Genomic DNA, 18,804 nt, shown 5'->3' with positions numbered 1-18,804 from the left:
GGTCAGATCGCGCTCGATCCCGCCCACAGGTTGATGCCCATGTCGGTCGCGTGCTCGTCGATTGCGGCGAGCTCGTCGACGCCGAACGAGAGATTGTCGAGTGCGGCAACGTTCGTCTCCAGCTGCGCGACCGAGGAGGCGCCGACGAGCGCCGACGTGACCGCCGTGTTGCGCAGCACCCACGCGAGAGCCATTTGGGCGAGCGACTGGCCGCGGCCCTCGGCAATGTCGGTGAGCGCGCGGATGCTCGCGAGCGTCGCCTCATTCACCATGCCCTTGTTCGCGGAGCCGTCCCTCGCCACGCGTGAATCCGAGGGGATCCCGCCAAGATAGCGGTCGGTGAGCAGTCCCTGCGCGAGCGGCGAGAACGCGATGCAGCCGGCGCCGATGTCGTCCAGGGTGTCGAGCAGGTCGTCTTCGACCCAACGGTTGAACATCGAGTACGAGGGCTGGTGGATGAGCAGGGGGGTGCCCATCTCGGCGAGAATCGCGGCCGCCTCACGGGTGCGGGTCGGCGAGTACGAGGAAATCCCGGCGTAGAGCGCCCGGCCGCTCGTGACGGCGGTGTGCAGGGCGCCCATGGTCTCCTCGAGCGGGGTGTCGGGGTCGGCGCGGTGCGAGTAGAACACGTCGACATAGTCGACACCCATGCGGCCGAGGGACTGGTCCAGGCTTGCAAGCAGGTACTTGCGCGACCCGAAGTTCCCGTACGGTCCCGGCCACATGTCATAGCCGGCCTTGCTGGAGATGACCATTTCGGCGCGGTGCGCCACGAAGTCCTCACGGAAGACCTTGCCGAAGTTTGTCTCGGCGCTGCCGTACGGCGGACCGTAGTTGTTGGCGAGGTCGAAGTGCGTGATGCCGAGGTCGAACGCCCGGCGCAGGATGGCGCGTTGGGTGTCAATCGGCGTGTCGTCGCCGAAGTTCTGCCAGAGTCCGAGCGAGATTGCGGGCAGTTTGAGACCGCTCCGACCCGTGCGTCGGTACGGCATGGATTCATAACGGTCTTCTGCGGGAATGTAGGTCACCTGATGATGATGCCACGGCATCCGCCCGTCTCGCAGTTGATCCGGCCAGACGAGTCACCGGAGCGCACCGCATACCCATCATCGCGCCCGACCATGAGTGTCCACGCGCGACACCGACGGCCTGCCGCTCGAAATCCACGAACACTGATGCGCGTGGATGGCACAATGGCCCCATGAATACCGTCCTTGCGCCGGCCACCGTCGTCTCGGTCAGCCGTGACGACCGGCACCGCTTCAGCAAACCCACCGTGCCGGAGATCGTGCTGCTCGCCGGTTTCGGCATCGAGGGCGACGCCCACGCCGGCGTGACCACGCAGCACCGGTACCTGCTGAAGAAGGACCCGACCCGGCCGAACCTCACGCAGGTGCACCTGATCCCGTCGGAGCTGTTCGGCGAGCTGGCGCGCGACGGCTTCAGCGTGGCGCCCGGCGAGCTCGGCGAGAACGTCGCGACGGCGGGGCTTGATCTACTGAGCCTGCCCGACGGCGCGCTGCTGCATCTCGGCGCCACGGCGACCGTGCGCGTCACGGGATTGCGCAGCCCCTGCTCGCTCATCAATGGGTACCGGAGCGGGCTCCTGAAGGCACTCATCAGCACGGATGCCGCGGGCCGGCCGGTGCGCCGGTCCGGTGTGATGGGTGTGGTGGCGCACGGCGGCACGGTCCGGCCGGGCGACAGCATCCGAGTGCAGCTGCCCGAGGGCGAACAGCTCCCTCTCGGCGTCGTCTGACCGACGCGCCTTGATGCCCTAGTCGGCCGACTGAACCTCTTCGGTAGGCTGGAACCACGGCGGGTACACGGCGACCTTGGGGCGGTACGACGACTGCTTGAGAATGTCGCGCACCGTGTCGCGCACCCGGTCGTTCGCGACGCCGAGCAGGGTGACCAGCTCAAGCGGAAAAGAGTCCATCACGAGCAGTTCCGCGCGCAGCAGAACATCGGCGTCGGGATCGGAACGCAGACGAACGAGCATCCGCTCGACGCCGTCGGCCGTGGCCACGATGCGGGAGCCGGCCAACGCCGCATCTCCATCGGCGAGAGCCACCCCGGCGGGGAAGTCGTCGTTGGTGGCCTCATGCGCCTCGACGACCGTCTTCACGGTGCTGACCAGGATCACGAAGTCGTAGGCATCGGAGCCGTGGGCGTTGAGCTCGAGCCGCGGGTCACCATTGTTGGCCCGAATCCCATCCCACACCGTGGCGTGCGGCGAGAGGAAGAACGGCACGTAGTTCGCCACGGTGAGGTCGTCCTCGCCGGGGAGAAGCGCCGCGCGGCGCGCGTCGCGCACGGCGGTCGCGGAAACATCGACGGTGGGTCGGGTCTCGAGCGACTCGCTCGCGTCGGCCAGCAGGCACCCGCTCTCGAGGATGGCAGCGAGGTTGCTGATGTGGGTCACGTGGTAGAGCCGCTGCTCACCCACATTGTCGACGGCGCGCTTCGCCGCAGCCGTCCTGCGGGGCGCCGCCACCGGGGCCACCCGACGTGGGCCGGTAAGGGACGGCGGCTTCGCGGCGCTGGACCTCTTGCGTACGGTGGCCACGGGTACGACCTCCGGTGCAGCCTTGGGAAAGCAGATGGCGCACAGTTCGCCGTCTAGCCCGTGAATGCATTCGTCGCTCAAGTCAAAACCTTTCGTGGGTGTGGAGAAAACCACCACCAATCAACGTTACGTTCATTTGGCGCGACGCGCTGACATTCGTCGTGATTGTTTGCCGCCCAATGCCGACGGCCCACCGCGACGCGTGCCCGGTCAGGGGCGCAGGCCGAAGATCACGCCGTCGGCGGTGACGGTCACCTTCAATCGGTCGAGGCTCGGCACGACCAGATCGGCCTCGAGCTCGGCGGCCGTATGCGTTCCGACGACGGCGATGGTCGCGCATCCGGCCGCACGCGCGGCAGTGAGGCCGGCCGGCGCGTCTTCGAACACGACGCACTCGCGCGGGTCGACGCCGAGCCGGGCGGCCCCCTCGTGAAACGGTTCCGGGTTGGGTTTACCCCGGCCGGTGTCGTCGATGGTCACGATGACGCTCGGCGCCGCGAGTCCCGACGCGGCAATGCGGGCGGCGGCCAGCGTGCGCGCGCAGGACGTGACGATGGCGCGTCGGGCGTCGGGAATGCCGAGCAGCAGCTCGGCCGCGCCCGGCAGCACGGTGATGTCCTGGGTGTCATCGGTTTCCAGGGCCAGTACGCGAGCGAGGGCCACGTCCACGTCGCAGGCCGGCACAAGGGATTCGACGATTTGTCGAGCGGGCATGCCGTGGTTGCCCGGGCGGAAGGCGTCATTCAGACCACGTTCGCTCGCCCAGCTCAGCCACGACCGGTTGACGGCCGGCGTCGAGTCGATGAGCGTGCCGTCCATGTCGAACAACACGCCCCGAAAGGCCCGTCCGAGCACGGATTCGGTGGCGGGTGGCATGGTGGACGTGGCATCGGTGATGAGCATCAGGTTCCCTTCGAGCTGTCCTTTCAGGTTAGGGGACAGATGCGGAGCGCCCATGGCTCACACACACGGGGCTCGGGTACCGTGAGGTATGCAGACTTCTGAAACGAACCCCGTGACCCCCGACGACGCCGCGACTCCCAGCGCACACCGGTTGATCGCCGTCATCCGGCAGCTGGCCGAATTCGACGTGGCCCGGTCCACGGAGGAAGACCAGCTTGCCGTACAGGAGGCCGTCGCCCTCACCTCGCCCGAGCACCAGCGTGCCCTGCTGATCGCTCTTCTGCTCGAACGCGTTCGCACCGAGCAGTAGCTCGGTCTGCTCGCCTTTCCGCGAGCGCGCTGCCGCCCCGGGGCGGATTGTCACCGGGCCGGCAGCGTCACGCTCAGATCGTGAAATCCGTTTCCGGGATGGCGACCGCGGAATCCAGCGGGCGCATCGCCTTGTGGACGCTGTACGACGACGTCACGAGGATGGGCATGTGATCTGAGGTGCCACTCGGGAGGGTCTCGACGTTGTCGATGCTCAGTCCCACCGATGTGGCGAGGTCGAAGTGGCCCTGGAAGAACTTGTACCGCGTGTACGTGATGGTGTCGCTGAGGGTCAGATCGTAACCCGACTCGTTGACGCGGGCGCTCAGCTTCCGCTTGAAGATCGGATAGTTGTAGTCGCCGACCATGAGCGTGGGCAGGCCTGGACCGAGTTCGTGGAGCTCATCGTGCGCTGTCCGAATCTGGTTGCGGCGGAGAGAATTCCGCGCCGTGAGCGGTGCGGCGTGGAACGACGCCACGACAATCTCCCGCTGCTCGGCGAGATCGACCAGTCGCGTGCCGATCAGGCGCTCGTGAGCGGGCGTCAGCAACTTGTCGTGCAGGGACTTCTTCAGCGCGAACGCCTGCGTCTTCACCGCGGTGAAGCGGTCACGGCGGTAGTAAATGGCCAGACCCAGCCGGTTGCGTATGGTCGAGTCCGCGAGGTGCAGCAGGCCGACCTCGGCGGGCAACTCGACCGTGTCGCACTCCTGCAGACACAGGATGTCGGGGTCGTATCGCTCCGCCAAGGCGATGAGTTCACCGCTGGCCCGATTCTTGCGGAGATTGTAACTAATGACCTTCATGGAAGACCTGCCTCAAACTCAATAGGGATGCTCCCAGCCTACGGTTCTCCAGCCGTGAGTTTGCACTGTAGGAGACTTATCCGGCGCCGACGATCAGCAACGTGGCACAAAAGACCAGTCCCGCCGCGAGGAAGGTGATCGTCGTGTACCCGAGAATGTCCCGCATCTTGAGCCCTGCGATGGCCAGCAGCGGCAGCGCCCAGAACGGTTGAATCATGTTCGTCCACTGGTCCCCGTAGGTGACGGCCATGATCGCCACCGACGGGTCGACGCCAAGTCGTTCGGCGGCATCGAGCATGATCGGGCCCTGCACGGCGAACTGACCGCCGCCGGAGGGAACGAAGAAGTTCACGAGCCCGGCCGACAGCAGGGCCATGATTCCGAACGTCTGGGGGGTGGCGATATTCACGAAGAAGTCCGAGAACACCCCGATGAGTCCCGAGGCCACCATCATGCCCAGGATCCCGGCGTAGAGCGGGAACTGCAGCAGGATGTCACCCACGTTGGACGCGGCGTTGCGCACGAGGCGAATAAGTTCGAACGGGTTGCGCACGAGCAGGAAGATGAGCGCCAGAAAGGACCAGTTGACGATGTCAAGGGTGAGCGTTCCGCCCTCGATGAAGTGCACGGCAAGGTAGGCCACGAGGGCCAGCCCCACGAGAAGGGTGAGGATACGGCTCGCATCCAGACGGTCCGCGGGAGTGACGACCGGCTCCTCGGCGACCTGCGTGTCCCGGGCATCGAACTCAAGCTCGAAGATCGGCGCGTTGCGCTTGGGCGCCACCACAGCGAGGGCGAGCGCCACCACAACGATCGTCGCACCGGCGGCGGCGATGTTCCACGGGGAGAACATGGTGTCGCCGAGCGGAATCGTGCGGCCGAGCTGTTCCGTCAGGAAGGAGCCCTCGGTTGCGGCGGCGAGCGGTCCGGAACCGGAATAGCCCATATGCCAGACGACGAACCCGCTGTAGCCGGCGGCCACGAGCAGTGGGAAATGCAGCTTCACACCCCGGGCGCGGGCCTGAGCCGCAACCTCCTTGGCGAGCAGGCCGCCGACCACGAGGCCGAGGCCCCAGGTGATGAGGCAGGCGAGGGCGGCAACCACGAACACGAACGAGTACGCCTGCACGGGTGTACGGGGAATGCCGCCGAGCGTCGTGAGGAGGCGGTGAACCGGGCTCGTATTGGCAAGAGCGTGCCCGAGCAGCAGCACGAGTGCCATCTGCGTCATGAAGGCGAGCAGACCGCCGAGGCCGTCGCCCCAGCTGCGTATCACGTCTACCGGTCCGGAATCCGTGAGGACGAGCGCCAGAATGGCGACAACAACCGTGAGCACGATCACGAACACGAGCGCGCTCGGAATGTACCGCTCGACGAGCGAATTGATGGGCCTCATGAACGCGGCGACCGGTCCGGTGGCTCGCTTGTCATTCGCTATGGACATGGGACATCCCCCTGATTGGCAACGATGCTGGTGGTTCAGGGCGTCTGCACTGACCTGATCACCATACAGGTGATCCTTTTCGGGTCGTTGCCCGGCTCGTAGACTGGGGCGGACGTGTGTTCACCGTCACGACGCAGGGATACGACTATGAGGCAGAACGACATCGTTTTGATCCGGCACGGACAAACCGAATGGAGCATCACCGGCCAGCACACAGGCCGTACCGATGTGCCGCTCACGGATTTCGGACGCCAGCAGGCTGATGCCCTGGGGAGCATGCTGGACGGCGAACACTTCGACCTGGTGCTCGCCAGCCCGCTCGTTCGAGCCTGGGAAACGATGGAACGTGCCGGGTACCGCGGGCAGGGCGTCGAGACCGACAATGCACTGGAATGGGACTACGGCGTGTACGAGGGACGACGCACCGACGACGTCCGCACGGAGATACCGGGCTGGTCGGTGTGGACGCATCCCATTCCCGGTGGCGAGTCCGCCGAAGAGGTGGGCGCCCGCGCCGATCTCGCGATCGAACAGTGCCTCGCCGCGGAGGGCCGGGTCGCGCTGTTCGCGCACGGTCATTTCCTGCGCATCATGACGGCCCGGTGGATGGGGTTGCCGGCCGTCGCCGGCAAGAACCTGAGCCTCGGTACCGCGACGGTGTCAACGCTCGGCTGGGAGCGGGAGAACCGCGTCTTGCAGGGCTGGAACGATGCGTGCCATCTCAGCTCGATGGACCCGTTCCTCTAGACCGGCCGTCTTCCCCCGCAAAACCGGTGTTTGTGCGACACGCCGCGCCGAGGCGCCACCGTGCCCGCCGTGTCGGGATATTCCCCGGTTTTGCGGCACTCAGGGTCGGCGGATGTTCCGCCTCTACTGTTGACAGATGACAGACTCCGCAGCACCCACCGTCCAGAGCCCGCGCATCACGATGTTCGGGGCTCAGTGGTGCGGCGACTGCCGTCGATCCAAGAAGCTGCTCGACGTTCTCAACATCGACTACGACTACGTCGACCTGGAGACCGTCGAAGACGGCGCCGACCGGGCCAAGGCCATCAGCGGCCTTTCCAAGATCCCGGTCATCGTCTTCCCTGACGACACGCACGTCGTCGAGCCCACGGATTCGGCCCTGCACGCCAAGCTCACCGCGCTCGGCGCGATCTCCTAACCCCGGCATCCGCAAGAACGGTCCGCAAAACCGGTGCTCGCGCGACACGCCGTGGTGAGGCGCCGCCCCACCCGGCGTGTCCGAGATTTCACCGGTTTTCGTGCACCCCTCATGCCCTGACGGAACGCAGCGATTCCTGCAGGGCCTCGGCCGAGCGGTGCAGCAGGGCCAGTTCTACGTCATCCATCGGCACGTCGACGACACGCTGTACCCCACCGGCGCCCACGATTGACGGCACGCTCAGCGCGATCCCGTCGATGCCGCGATAGCCGCGCAGCACACTGGACACCGGCAGGATGGCGCGTTCATTGCGCAGAACGGCCTCCACGATGCGCGCCGCGCTCAGCCCGATCGCGTAGTTCGTCGCGCCCTTGCCCGCGATGATGCGGTAGGCCGAGCGCACGACGTCCCGGGTGAGGGCCGCCAGCCGGTCCCGCGGAAAAAGCCGGGCCCCCGCGTCATCATTCCAGTCGGACAGCGGCGTCTGGCCGATCGAGGCGTCCGACCACAGGGCGAACTCACTGTCGCCGTGCTCGCCGACGATCAACGCGTGCACGTTCTGCGCCGCGATGCCGGCTGCCTCCGCGATCAGCCAGCGCAGCCGGGCCGAGTCGAGCAGCGTTCCCGAGGAGAACAACCGCCCCGGCGGCAGATCCACGCAGTCTGCGGCCACCACCGTGAGCACGTCGCACGGGTTTGTCACCAAAACGAAGACCGCGTTCGGGGCCAGGGCCACGAGCTGAGGCATCAGCTGCGCCAGGATGCCGGCGTTCACCCCGGCGAGTTCGAGTCGCGTCTGGCCGGGTGCCTGCTTCGCGCCCGCTGTCACGACGATGACGTCCGAATCGGCCACGACGGCCAGGTCGCTGCCGCCGCTGATCCGCGACGCGCCGGTGAACGGCGTACCGTGTGCCAGATCGAGCACCTCCGCGTCGACCTTGGCCCGGTTGATGTCATAGAGCACCACCTGCAGCGCGGAGTTGCGGATCAGGGCGGCATAGGCGACGGATGTCCCCACACTGCCGGCTCCGATGATCGACAATGTGCTTTCCCTGGCCGGATTCATGCCTCCCAGTGTGGCGTGTTCTCGAGAAACTCGAAAGGACCGGCACGCGCGCCCGTGCCTGTCACCGGACCTCAGCAACTCGGCACCGGCCGTTGGGTAGGGTGAAGGGACCGCCCGCCACTCTCCGAGGAGCTTCATGCCCATCACCGTTCACGGCGTCATCGTTCGTTCGAAGGGCGCACCGGTGGAACTCACCGATATTGTCATTCCCGACCCGGGCCCCGGCGAAGTCGTCGTCGACATCGACACCTGCGGCGTCTGTCACACGGACTTCCACTACAAGGAGGGCAGGATCAGCGATGACTTTCCGTTCCTGCTCGGGCACGAGGCCGCGGGACGCGTAAGCATCATTGGCGCGGGCGTCACCCACGTCGCTGTCGGCGACTTCGTCGTCCTCAACTGGCGCGCCGTCTGCGGCGACTGCCGTGCCTGCAAACGCGCCGAGCCCTGGTACTGCTTCAACACCTTCAACGCCGCGCAGAAGATGACCCTGCCGGACGGCACCGAGCTGAGCCCCGCGCTCGGAATCGGCGCCTTCGCCGACAAAACCCTTGTGCACGAGAAACAGTGCACCAAGGTGAACCCGGATGCCGACCCCGCGGCGGTCGGGCTGCTCGGCTGCGGCATCATGGCCGGCATCGGCGCCGCCATGAACACCGGTAATGTGACCCGCGGCGACTCGGTCGCCGTCATCGGCTGCGGCGGCGTGGGCAATGCGGCGGTCGTGGGCTCGAAGCTCGCCGGCGCATCCGTGATCATCGCCATTGACCGGGACCCGAAGAAGCTCAGCAAGGCGCGCGAGCTCGGCGCGACGCACGAGATCGACTCCTCCGCCCTCGACGAGGCCGGAGTGGTCGCCGCCGTGCAGGCGCTGACCGACGGCTTCGGCGCCGACGTCGTGATCGACGCGGTCGGCCGCCCCGAAACGTGGCGGCAGGCATTCTACGCCCGTGACCTGGCCGGAACGGTCGTTCTGGTCGGCGTACCGACGCCCGAGATGATGCTCGAGGTCCCGTTGCTCGACGTCTTCGGTCGCGGCGGCTCGCTCAAGTCCTCCTGGTACGGCGATTGCCTGCCGGAGCGGGATTTCCCGATGCTCACGGACCTGTACCTGCAGGGTCGGCTGCCGCTCGACGAGTTCGTCAGCGAGCGGATCGGGATCGACGGTATCGACGCGGCCTTCGACAAGATGGCCCGTGGCGACGTGCTGCGTTCGGTCGTGGTGCTCTGATGGCCGCCCGCATCGAAAACCTCGTTACGGCCGGCAGTTTCAGCCTGGACGGCGGCACCTGGGAGCTTGAGAACAACGTCTGGATCGTCGGCGACGACACCGAGTGCATCGTGATCGACGCCGCCCACGACGCCGAGGCCATTCTCACGGCCGTCGGAGGCCGTACTCTGCTCGGCATCTACTGCACCCACGCGCACAACGACCACATCGGCGCGGTCCTCGGTGTGCAGTCGAGCACGCCGGTGGCCGCGCACCTGCACCCGGCCGACGACATGCTCTGGCGCGCCGTCTATCCACATGCCGCGTATCTGCCCCTTGAGAACGGGCAGCGTATCGTCGTGGCCGGCACCGAACTGGAGGTGATTCATACGCCGGGGCACTCCCCGGGTGCGGTCTGTTTCTACGCCGCGGAGCTCGGCACCCTCTTCAGCGGGGACACCCTGTTCCACGGCGGCCCGGGCGCGACCGGGCGCTCCTACAGCGACTTCCCGACCATCATCGACTCGATCACCACGCGGTTGCTCACCCTGCCGGCCGAGACCGTGGTGCTCACCGGACATGGTGAGTCGACCACGATCGGCGACGAGGCCCCCAACCGGGAGGCGTGGATCGCCCGCGGGCACTAGTCCGACCGGCGATCCACTCCTCGGCGTTCCGCCCGTGCGGCGGCGTTAATCGCGCTCCTCGTGGTGGTCACCGTGCCCGTTGTCTCGGCAGTCGCCGCGTTGGCCGTGGTCGTGGCCGGATACCCCGGCCACCGTCCACACCTCACCGCCCAGCGTCACGATGTATGCCGTGTCCGTCACGAAATCGACCGAGGTCGGCAGGTTGAGGGCATCCGCAACGACAGAGAACGTGCCGTTGGCGTTGACACGCAGCAGCTCGCCGCTGTCGGGTAGACCCGGGGAGCCGGCAGGCACGTCGCCGGGCGAATCGCCCTGCGACAGGGCATACACCGTGCCACACCGGCCGACCTCGACGTCCACGAGCAGGCTGTAGCCGGACGCGACATGTTTCGCCACCGGATGCTTCGCCCCGAAGGAGACCACCTTGCCTGTCGCCGGAAGGTGCGGCACCGGTCCGGCCTCGGCCATGTAGATGGTCTTGCCTGACACGGCCAGGCCGGTCGGCACGATGTCGGGGAAGGCGATCAGCTCGGTCACGGTTCCAGCCAGCGTCACGTTGAGGACCCGGTTGTGATGCCCGTCGGTCACGAGGAAGCCGCCGCGGAAGGGCTGGAGCGAGAACTGGACGCCATCAGCGAGGAAATAGTCCGTGTCCGGCGGATGCGTGCGGGAGAATTCCCCGAGGTCCGCGATCACCGTGAACGTCGTGGGACTGTCGATCCGATAGATGCCGTTGATATTGGTGCCACCGACCTCAGGACCCACCACGGAGACCAGGACGTAGGCCGTGTTGCCGATGAAGGCGACATCGACCGGGCCCTCGATGCCGATCACTGTCGTCGGCAGTCCGCTGGCGAATGTTGAGGTGGCACCCGTCTTCGGATCGATGCGGGTCACGATACCGAGCACATTTTCAGTGACGTAGAGCGCCCCGTCGGGGCCGATCGTGCCGCCGGTCGTTCCTTGGAGGCCCGACACCAGGAGTGTTGCTGGCGGATGATGCGGTGTCGTCGTCGCTCCTGCTGCGGCCGGCAGCACGAGCGACGGTGCCACGAGCGCCGCCGCGAGCGCGGCGAAAGTGATGATTCGTTTGATGCCCACGATCTTCCCTCCGTTGGGATAAAGCGCGGCCGGATTTCCACGGCGCCGCTGCGCTGCATGGCCGTCGATTCACCGCTAAGTCCGCTCGAAGGTCCACAAGATGAGTGCAGAGCTGTTGCTGGGCTGTTTCACAGACATTTTGGCCCCGGCTCATCGGACAGTCAAGGCAAATGCCAAGGCTGATCGGTGCTCATCGGGTCTCGCCGGCAGCGTTCGGCTGTGGACACGGCCGCGCCACCACGCGCGCACGGCTACGACAAACCTGCGGCCCCGACCGGCTCGTGGGTGACACGTACGCGCGCACGGCGGTAACCTTTAGAGCGGGTCGGTGTTGACCTGGTCTCGTCCGCCGCGCTTGGATGCGTACAGCGCGGAGTCGGCCCGCGCGAGCCAGTGAGACGTGGTCTCCCCCGGTCGCCATTGGGCAACGCCGGCACTTACGGTGCAGGCGAGGTCCACGCCGAGGGTATCCCAGGGGTAGCTACGCACGGCATCGAGCAGTCGTTCACACGCCTGCGCAGCGCGGTCACGCCGGGTATCAGCGAAGACGAGCAGGAACTCCTCGCCGCCCATGCGCACGGCCAGGTCGGATTCACGGGTGACCTCGCGCAGCAACGCCGACATGGCGATCAACACCTGGTCGCCGACGCCGTGGCCGAAAGAGTCGTTGACGAGCTTGAAGTGGTCGAAGTCGATCATGGCGGCGCACAGGGGCTCATCCGTGTCGCGCGCATGGGCGATCATGGCCGGTAGTGCACCGTCGAGGGCGCGACGGTTGGGCAACAGCGTGAGCGGGTCGGTCTTGGCCTCTGTACTGTATTCTTCGGCTCGGACGCGTTCCATCTGCGCTTCGAAACGGGCACGCTCGGCCTCGTGACGCGCCTGTTCAATTTCGATGGTGTTGATGAGCATCCTGGCCTGCAGCCCGGCGGTCTGCAGCGTCATCCGAAACGTGAGTTCGTGGAGTGCCTCGTAGTGTTGCAGCGCCTGCTCGAACCGGCCGCTGGCCTTGTGCATCTCGAAGAGTGCCCGGTGCAAGGTGGCGAGCAATTCAAGATCGCCCTCCGAGGACGGATCCTTGAGTTGAGCGTCCATCATGGCGGTCGCTTCGTCCAGGTTTCCTTCCGCTCGCACGATGACGGCCAGCTGCGCATCGTTATTGATCTCCACGTTGCGGTAGCCGTTGTCGCTCGCCAGTTTCCTGGCCCGCGCGGCTTGTTCCCGTGCCTCGGTGTACTGCCCGAGTTCGGTCAGGAGGCTGACGAGATTTGTTCGAGCGAGCGATTCGTAGAAGGAATGCCCCTGCGCCTGCGCGAGGGATACGGCTTCCCGCACGTGGGAGAGCCCCGCGGTCAGCGCGGGGCCGGGGTCGACTCCGGCGATCCGTTGGCCTCTCGCCACTTCGAGATAGGTATCCCCCAGGTTGTTGCTTGCCGCGAAGGCGATCTCCGGATCGTCGAGGCCGCGCGCAAGCTCGAATGCCTTGCGTCCCAGCTCGACGCCACGCTCGGGGTCCCCCATCGCCTCGTGGACCATAGCCGAGCGGCTCAGCGCCCAGAACTCTGCCGACGCGCTTCCGCCCGCGCGCGCTGCCTCAAGCGCGGCGAGCACGTGCCGCAGCGCCGGTTCGTTGAGCGCCGTCTCGTGGTAGGCGAGGGCGAGGGTGCAGTGCAGCTTGGACTGCCGCGGCAGGTCACCGGACTTCGCCAGAAATTCCAGCGCCAGCAGACCGTTGTGGACGGATGCCGCGAAGTCACCGAGTCGGAGTCGGTGCAGGGCGAGCAGTTCCCGGGCGCGAGCCTGCTGCGCCAGGGTGATGTTCGCTCCCGCCAGCACGGCATCGGCTAGTTCCGCCCCATCGCGGTGGCGTCCTTCCGCCCCGAACTGCTCGGACGTGGCGAGTGTCTCATCGATGGATCTGTGCGCCCGCCTGAGAAGACTCGACGGCTCGGGCAGGGGGGCATCGACGTTAATCAGGAGAGTGGACGCGCCGGCGGGCCCGTCGCTCGACGGCGACATTTCTCGCACGCAATTGTCTAAAGTCACGCGTCCACCCCCCAACATTTTCCAGGTTTGTTTCCGAACCTAGCAGGTGATTTCCCATTGTCTTCACACGATCGGGAGGCTCGGGGACGCGCACGAGCGTCGGGAGGACAGACAGAGAGTTGTCCCCATGCATGAACATCGCTCACCTCCGTCATTAATCGACCAAAAGGCGGGGTGCGACGTCCCGCACATCGACGTCTCACCGGACCGACTATTCGCCTGACATCCCCCCGACGGCGACCCTGCCGGCGCGCTCCGGAGGCATCGAATGGCCGAGCTCAACACCCTCGGTCCCACACTCAAGCCGAACGTAAAGGGCCCTTGATCAGGGACTTTCATGGCAAATGGTGTGGCGTGATCCGCGGGGCGCGCGGGTGAAGGGCCCGGGCGCTCGGGTCGCCGCCCTCACGCTCGAGTGCGTTCTGCGCGTCGTGCCACCGGCGCTGCGGGGGCCGGTGCGCGCCTGCTCGCCGCGACCCGGGGCAACGGCGCATTCAGGGATGTGGTGCCCTTGCGGCACCGAGTTCAGGGCCGCAAAAATAATTGCCGAATCGGGCAAAGTTTCCTGACTCAGGAGGCTCTGCCCGATTCGGCAACGGTGCCGGCGCTCGTACCGGTGCTAGCGCCGCACGATCGATCGGAGGAGGCGCAGGGCGACGGAGAGCGACGCCATGTCGTCCTGGCCGAGCGCATTGACCTCCTCGAACACGCTGCGTGCCCGCTCCAGTTTCTCGACGTTCAGGGCCTCCCAGGCGAGGAGCCGTTCTTCGGCCGTCCCGTTCTCCGTGGCCTCCAGAATGGCCTTGGCCATGTCGGCGACGGTCGAGTAGAGATCGTCACGCAGGGCGGCGCGGGCAAGTGACTGCCAGCGGTCCTTGCGTGGGAGCGCGGTGATCCGCACCAGAATGTCGTCGACACGGAACCGGTCGTAAACCAGGTAGTACACCGCCGCGACGACCTCGACCGGCTCCTGCGTGCGCGCCGCGACCCGGGCGACGTCGAGCAGCGCGAACGCTTCGAACAGCTCGGCCCACTGGTGACCGAGCGCCTCCGGGACGCCCCACTCCTCCGCCTGCTGCATCTGCGCCTGCAAGCGTTTGAGATCGGCGCCCTGCAGGTACTGGGTGAGGTTGGAGCGAAGGCGATGCACCTGCGGCTTGTACTTCTCGACAACCTCGGCCACCGTGTGGGTGTCGCCCTGGTTCACTTGCCAGCGCACCGCCCGGTCGAGCAGACGGCGAATATCGAGGTGTATCGCCGTCCACTGCCCGGTGGGGAACGAGGACGGCAGAGCGTTGAGCGCATCGGTCATGCCGTCGAGGTCGAAGACCTCGCGCAGGGCCACGAACGCGCGTGCCACCGTGGCCGGGCTTGCCGAGGTCTCCTCCATGGTGCGGAATGCGAATGTGATCCCGCCGAGATTGATCATGTCGTTCGCGACGACCGTTGCGATGATTTCACGACGCAGCGGATGCGTATCGAGTTCTGCATCGAAACGCTCGGCGAGCTGAGCCGGGAAGTAGCGCCGCAGTGTGCCGCCGAACCACGGGTCATCCGCCAGGTCGCTGTCGCGCAGCGCGGTCGCGAGCTCGATCTTCGCGTATGCGGCCAGCACCGATAACTCGGGCGAGGTCAGGCCCTGCCCCTGGTCGAGTCGTTCACGCAGTGTCGCCGTGGTGGGCAGCGCTTCCAGGTCGCGTTGCAGATCACCGGCGGACTCGAGCCAGTTCATGAGGCGCTCGTAGCTGGGACTCCAGTTGTTCACGAGCACCCGGTCGTTGAGCAGGAGGATGTTCTGGTCGACGTTGTCCTGCAAGACCAGGCGCCCCACCTCATCCGTCATCTCCGCGAGGAATTCGGAACGTTCGGCCGCGTCGAGCTTGCCCTCGGCGACCATACGGTCCACGAAAATCTTGATGTTGACTTCGTGGTCGGAACAATCGACGCCGGCGGAGTTGTCGATGGCGTCGGTGTTGAGGATGACGCCGTTCCGCGCCGCCTCAATGCGACCGAGCTGGGTGAGGCCGAGGTTTCCGCCCTCCCCGACGACCTTCACGCGCAGGTCCTTGCCGTCGACCCGGATGCCGTCGTTGGCTTTGTCGCCGACCTGGGCGGCTGTTTCGGTGCTCGCCTTCACGTACGTGCCGATGCCGCCGTTGTACAGCAGATCGGCGGGCGCCGTCAGAATCGCGCGGAGCAATTCGGGCGGGCTCAGCCGAGTCGTGCCTTCGGCAAGCCCGAGCACGACGCGCACCTCGGCGGAGATCGGCACGGACTTGGCCTGACGCGGATACACGCCGCCGCCGCCGCTGATCAGCTCGGCGGAATAGTCCATCCACGACGAACGCGGCAGCGCGAATAGGCGCGCGCGTTCCTCGAACGAGATCGCCGCGTCGGGATTGGGGTCGAGAAAGATGTGCCGGTGGTCGAACGCGGCGATGAGCCTGATGTGCCGGGAGAGCAGCATGCCGTTGCCGAAGACGTCGCCCGACATGTCCCCGACGCCGACGACGGTGAAGTCTTCGTTCTGCGAGTCGACGTCGAGCTCGCTGAAGTGGCGCTTCACCGATTCCCAGGCGCCGCGCGCGGTGATTCCCATTTCCTTGTGGTCATAGCCGACCGATCCGCCGGACGCGAAGGCGTCCCCGAGCCAGAAGCCGTACTCGGCGGCGAGGCCGTTGGCAATGTCGGAGAAGGAGGCCGTTCCCTTGTCGGCGGCCACCACCAGATAGGTGTCCGCGTCGTCATGGCTGACCACACGGGGCGGCGGGACCATGCGCTCCCCCTCGTCAGGCGTGGTCACGAGGTTGTCGGTCAGGTCAAGCAGCCCGCGAATGAAGGTCTTGTAGCTGTCCACGCCCTCGGCCATCCACGCGGCCCGGTCGACCGCGGGGTTGGGCAGCTTCTTGGCGAAGAATCCGCCCTTGGCGCCCGTCGGAACGATCACGGCGTTCTTCACCGTCTGCGCCTTCACGAGACCGAGCACTTCCGTGCGGAAGTCCTCCTTGCGGTCAGACCAGCGCAGGCCGCCGCGAGCCACCTTGCCGAAGCGGAGGTGCACGCCCTCGACGCGGGGCGAGTACACCCAGATCTCGTACTTCGGCCGGGGGAATGGCAGGAGTGCGATCTCGGTCGGATCGAGCTTGATGCTCAGGTAGGGCTTGGTTTGGAAGAAGTTCGTGCGGAGGGAGGCTTCGATGAGGTTGATGAACGTGCGCAGCACGCGGTCCGCGTCGAGCGTTGCCACCTCCTCCATGGCAGCGGTGAGCTGGGCACGCACGTCAGCGACCCGCGGCGTCCGTTCGTCATCGCTCAGGTCGGGGTCGAAGCGCGCCTCGAAGAGCGCCACGAGACCGCTTGCGACAACCGGATTGGCGAGCAGGGTGTTCGCGACGAACTCGTAGGAGTTGGTGTTGCCCATCTGGCGCAGGTACTTGGCGTAGCTGCGCAGAATGACTACGCGTTGCCAGGCCATGCCCTCGCGCAAGACCAGGCGGTCGAGGCCGTCGGATTCGATGGCCCCGCTCACCGCGGCGCCGAACGAGTCCGCGAGCAGCTCGCCGGTTGCCAGGGGGTCGACGCCGTCCGGATAGACGAGTCCCAGGTCGTAGAGGAAGAATTCACGGCCGTCGGAGGTCTCAATGCCGAAGGGGACCTCGTCGAGAACTTCGATGCCGAGGTTCTGGAAGTACGGCAGAATCTGGCTGAGGCTCTGCGACTCCATCATGTACAGCTTCACGCGCACCGGGGCCGAATCACTGGCCTCGGGAATGTACACATGGAGTCCGGGGCGCACCGGCGCCGCGCCGGACGCTTCGGCCCGAACGGCTGCCAGTGCGCACGCCTCAAACCGGACGATGTCTTCCAGGGCATCTTCGACTTCGTAGTCCACGCGGTAGCTGTCCGGGAAGGCCTCGGCCCACACCGCGGCGAGGCGATCGGCTTCCTCGAGCGGATGCATTCCGCGTAGTTCGTCGAGAATTCCCTCCGGCCAGGACCGCACCGCCATGGCGAGTCGGCGCTCCAGGGCGAGGGCATCGATCTCGTCCACGGCGTTGGGCTGCGGCAAGCGAATGCGGTAGAACAGGCGGGCGAGCGCGGACTCGGTCATGCGGGCCTCGAAGTCAAGAGAATCCGCGTCGAAGGTGTCGCGCAGTTCCTTTTCGATGCGCAGCCGAACGGCCGTATTGTAGCGATCACGCGGAAGATATACCAGGGCGGACATGAAACGTCCGTACACGTCGGGGCGCAGAAAAAGTCGGGTGCGGCGTCGCTCCTGCAGTCGCTGGATGGCGAGGGCCGCCACGACGAGCGCGGGCACTTCGATCTGGAAGAGCTCGTCGCGAGGGTAGGTCTCCATAATGCCGAGGAGGTCCTTGCCGCTGTGGGATCCAGGCGGGAAACCGACCTCCCTCAGCACGGCCGCGACCTTTTCGCGCAGCACGGGCACGACCTCCACGGAGCTGGTGTACGCGCTGGCCGCGAAGAGCCCGATGAAGCGCTGCTCGCCGCTCACGAGTCCGTTTTCGTCGAAGCTCTTGATGCCGATGTAGTCGAAGAAGGCGGGCCGATGCACGGTCGACCGGGAATTGGCCTTGGTGATCACGAGGGCGGTGCGTTCCCTGGCCTTGGTGCGTCCGGCCTCGGTGAGGTGCTGGATCTGATGACGGTCCTCCGCGGAGCGCAAGAGCCCCAGGCCACTTCCGTCGCGGACCGTCAGCACGTCTTCACCCTCAAGGGCTTCGAGGTCGTACTCGCGGTAGCCGAGGAAGGTGAAGTTGTCGCTCTCAAGCCAGCGCAGCAGGTCTTGTGTCTGCCTGAGGTCATGAATCTGTTCGCCATGCGCCACGCGACTGAGGTTGTCGGCGATCTCGATCGCCTTCCTGCGCATGAGGGACCAGTCCTCCACGGCGGCACGCACGTCGTCCAGCACGGCGGTCAGCCCGGCAATGAGCTGTTGCCGGGCCGCCTCGCCGGCCGCGTCGATTTCGATGGCGATCCAGGACTCGAGGTGAGAGGCCTTGCCGCCCGTGGCGATCAGGTGCGAAATGCTCGGCATCGCGGAGGTGTCGCCGCTGGCCACGCCGACGTTGGCGGGCATCCTCGCGATGCTGACGAGTTCATTTGACTCCCGGTTTCGCGCCACGATCAGGAGCGGGTGCACGACCAGGTGGATGGCGGACTGCTGGCGCACGAGTTCGGCGATGACGGAGTCCACCAGGAAGGGCATGTCATCGGTGACGATGAACACCACGCTGCGACCCTTTTCGGTGCGAACGTCCACGTTCGCCGTTTTGGGTGTGCGTATGCGCGCAACCTGCCAGTGTGCGAGAGCTCGTTCCAGCAGGACGTCGTCCGTGTAGTTCTGCGCATCATCGTCGATCAGATGCTCGTAGTAGTCCGCAAGGAAGGTGCGTTCCACCGTGGATTGATCGATCGCAGCGGGCTCAGACATCATTGTAGAAACTCCTCCATCACATTCTGGAACGGTGCCACGCAATCCACGGAGATTTCCCCGGCATACACCGATCGGGCCCT

General features: G+C 66.2%; 15 protein-coding genes. 6 read left to right on the top strand and 9 right to left on the bottom strand.

Annotation, left to right across the window (positions count from 1 at the left end):
* Positions 1 to 2: 2 nt before the first annotated feature.
* Positions 3 to 1,028, bottom strand: a complete 1,026-nt coding sequence (mgrA, locus tag AC1MB9_RS02735) for an L-glyceraldehyde 3-phosphate reductase (protein ID WP_479963514.1) — start codon at positions 1,026 to 1,028, stop codon at positions 3 to 5.
* 173 nt (positions 1,029 to 1,201) lie between these two features.
* Between mgrA and AC1MB9_RS02730 the strand changes: the two genes are divergently transcribed.
* The gene (locus AC1MB9_RS02730) at positions 1,202 to 1,759 is read left to right on the top strand and encodes an MOSC domain-containing protein (RefSeq protein ID WP_479963513.1); all 558 of its coding nucleotides are present in this window, start codon (positions 1,202 to 1,204) and stop codon (positions 1,757 to 1,759) included.
* Positions 1,760 to 1,777: 18 nt separating this feature from the next.
* On the opposite strand, the gene AC1MB9_RS02725 is transcribed toward AC1MB9_RS02730, so the two are convergent.
* Positions 1,778 to 2,650 (bottom strand): DarT ssDNA thymidine ADP-ribosyltransferase family protein, encoded by an 873-nt coding sequence (locus AC1MB9_RS02725; RefSeq protein WP_479963512.1) that lies wholly within the window; start codon positions 2,648 to 2,650, stop codon positions 1,778 to 1,780.
* A gap of 129 nt (positions 2,651 to 2,779) precedes the next feature.
* Positions 2,780 to 3,472, bottom strand: a complete 693-nt coding sequence (locus AC1MB9_RS02720; RefSeq protein WP_479963511.1) for an HAD family hydrolase — start codon at positions 3,470 to 3,472, stop codon at positions 2,780 to 2,782.
* Between the two features lie 88 nt (positions 3,473 to 3,560).
* Between AC1MB9_RS02720 and AC1MB9_RS02715 the strand changes: the two genes are divergently transcribed.
* Positions 3,561 to 3,782 carry a hypothetical protein gene (locus tag AC1MB9_RS02715; protein ID WP_479963510.1) on the top strand — a complete coding sequence of 74 codons (222 nt, stop codon included), beginning with the start codon at positions 3,561 to 3,563 and terminating at the stop codon, positions 3,780 to 3,782.
* 73 nt (positions 3,783 to 3,855) lie between these two features.
* Here AC1MB9_RS02715 and AC1MB9_RS02710 read toward each other — a convergent pair whose 3' ends face one another.
* Together AC1MB9_RS02710 and AC1MB9_RS02705 are read right to left on the bottom strand one after the other, a co-directional pair.
* The gene (locus AC1MB9_RS02710; RefSeq protein ID WP_479963509.1) at positions 3,856 to 4,587 is read right to left on the bottom strand and encodes an endonuclease/exonuclease/phosphatase family protein; all 732 of its coding nucleotides are present in this window, start codon (positions 4,585 to 4,587) and stop codon (positions 3,856 to 3,858) included.
* Positions 4,588 to 4,663: 76 nt separating this feature from the next.
* Positions 4,664 to 6,031, bottom strand: a complete 1,368-nt coding sequence (locus AC1MB9_RS02705; RefSeq protein ID WP_479963508.1) for a short-chain fatty acid transporter — start codon at positions 6,029 to 6,031, stop codon at positions 4,664 to 4,666.
* A gap of 147 nt (positions 6,032 to 6,178) precedes the next feature.
* Between AC1MB9_RS02705 and AC1MB9_RS02700 the strand changes: the two genes are divergently transcribed.
* Together AC1MB9_RS02700 and AC1MB9_RS02695 are read left to right on the top strand one after the other, a co-directional pair.
* Positions 6,179 to 6,778 carry a histidine phosphatase family protein gene (locus AC1MB9_RS02700; protein ID WP_479963507.1) on the top strand — a complete coding sequence of 200 codons (600 nt, stop codon included), beginning with the start codon at positions 6,179 to 6,181 and terminating at the stop codon, positions 6,776 to 6,778.
* A gap of 136 nt (positions 6,779 to 6,914) precedes the next feature.
* Positions 6,915 to 7,196 (top strand): glutaredoxin family protein, encoded by a 282-nt coding sequence (locus tag AC1MB9_RS02695; protein ID WP_479963506.1) that lies wholly within the window; start codon positions 6,915 to 6,917, stop codon positions 7,194 to 7,196.
* 109 nt (positions 7,197 to 7,305) lie between these two features.
* Here the strand turns inward: AC1MB9_RS02695 and AC1MB9_RS02690 are convergent, their stop codons facing one another.
* Positions 7,306 to 8,262, bottom strand: coding sequence for an L-lactate dehydrogenase (locus tag AC1MB9_RS02690; RefSeq protein ID WP_479963505.1), 957 nt, complete (start codon positions 8,260 to 8,262; stop codon positions 7,306 to 7,308).
* 136 nt (positions 8,263 to 8,398) lie between these two features.
* On the opposite strand from AC1MB9_RS02690, the gene AC1MB9_RS02685 reads away from it, so the two are divergent.
* Together AC1MB9_RS02685 and AC1MB9_RS02680 are read left to right on the top strand one after the other, a co-directional pair.
* Positions 8,399 to 9,493 (top strand): S-(hydroxymethyl)mycothiol dehydrogenase, encoded by a 1,095-nt coding sequence (locus AC1MB9_RS02685; protein ID WP_479963504.1) that lies wholly within the window; start codon positions 8,399 to 8,401, stop codon positions 9,491 to 9,493.
* Positions 9,493 to 10,119, top strand: coding sequence for an MBL fold metallo-hydrolase (locus AC1MB9_RS02680; RefSeq protein ID WP_479963503.1), 627 nt, complete (start codon positions 9,493 to 9,495; stop codon positions 10,117 to 10,119). The genes AC1MB9_RS02685 and AC1MB9_RS02680 overlap by 1 nt, the downstream gene beginning before the upstream one ends.
* 45 nt (positions 10,120 to 10,164) lie before the next feature.
* Here AC1MB9_RS02680 and AC1MB9_RS02675 read toward each other — a convergent pair whose 3' ends face one another.
* From AC1MB9_RS02675 to AC1MB9_RS02665, 3 genes are all read right to left on the bottom strand, one after another.
* Entirely contained in the window at positions 10,165 to 11,220 is a 1,056-nt protein-coding gene (locus AC1MB9_RS02675) for a ScyD/ScyE family protein (protein ID WP_479963502.1), read from the bottom strand.
* A 315-nt stretch (positions 11,221 to 11,535) separates the two neighbouring features.
* A complete protein-coding gene (locus tag AC1MB9_RS02670) occupies positions 11,536 to 13,266 on the bottom strand; it encodes a GGDEF domain-containing protein (RefSeq protein ID WP_479963501.1) in 1,731 nt (576 codons plus the stop codon).
* Between the two features lie 619 nt (positions 13,267 to 13,885).
* Positions 13,886 to 18,724, bottom strand: coding sequence for an NAD-glutamate dehydrogenase (locus AC1MB9_RS02665; RefSeq protein WP_479963500.1), 4,839 nt, complete (start codon positions 18,722 to 18,724; stop codon positions 13,886 to 13,888).
* Between the last annotated feature and the right edge of the window lie 80 nt (positions 18,725 to 18,804).

Source organism: Cryobacterium sp. AP27 (assembly GCF_056680495.1).
The sequence above is the reverse complement of the archived record's forward strand: the minus strand, read 5'-3'. Positions and strand labels throughout refer to the sequence as shown.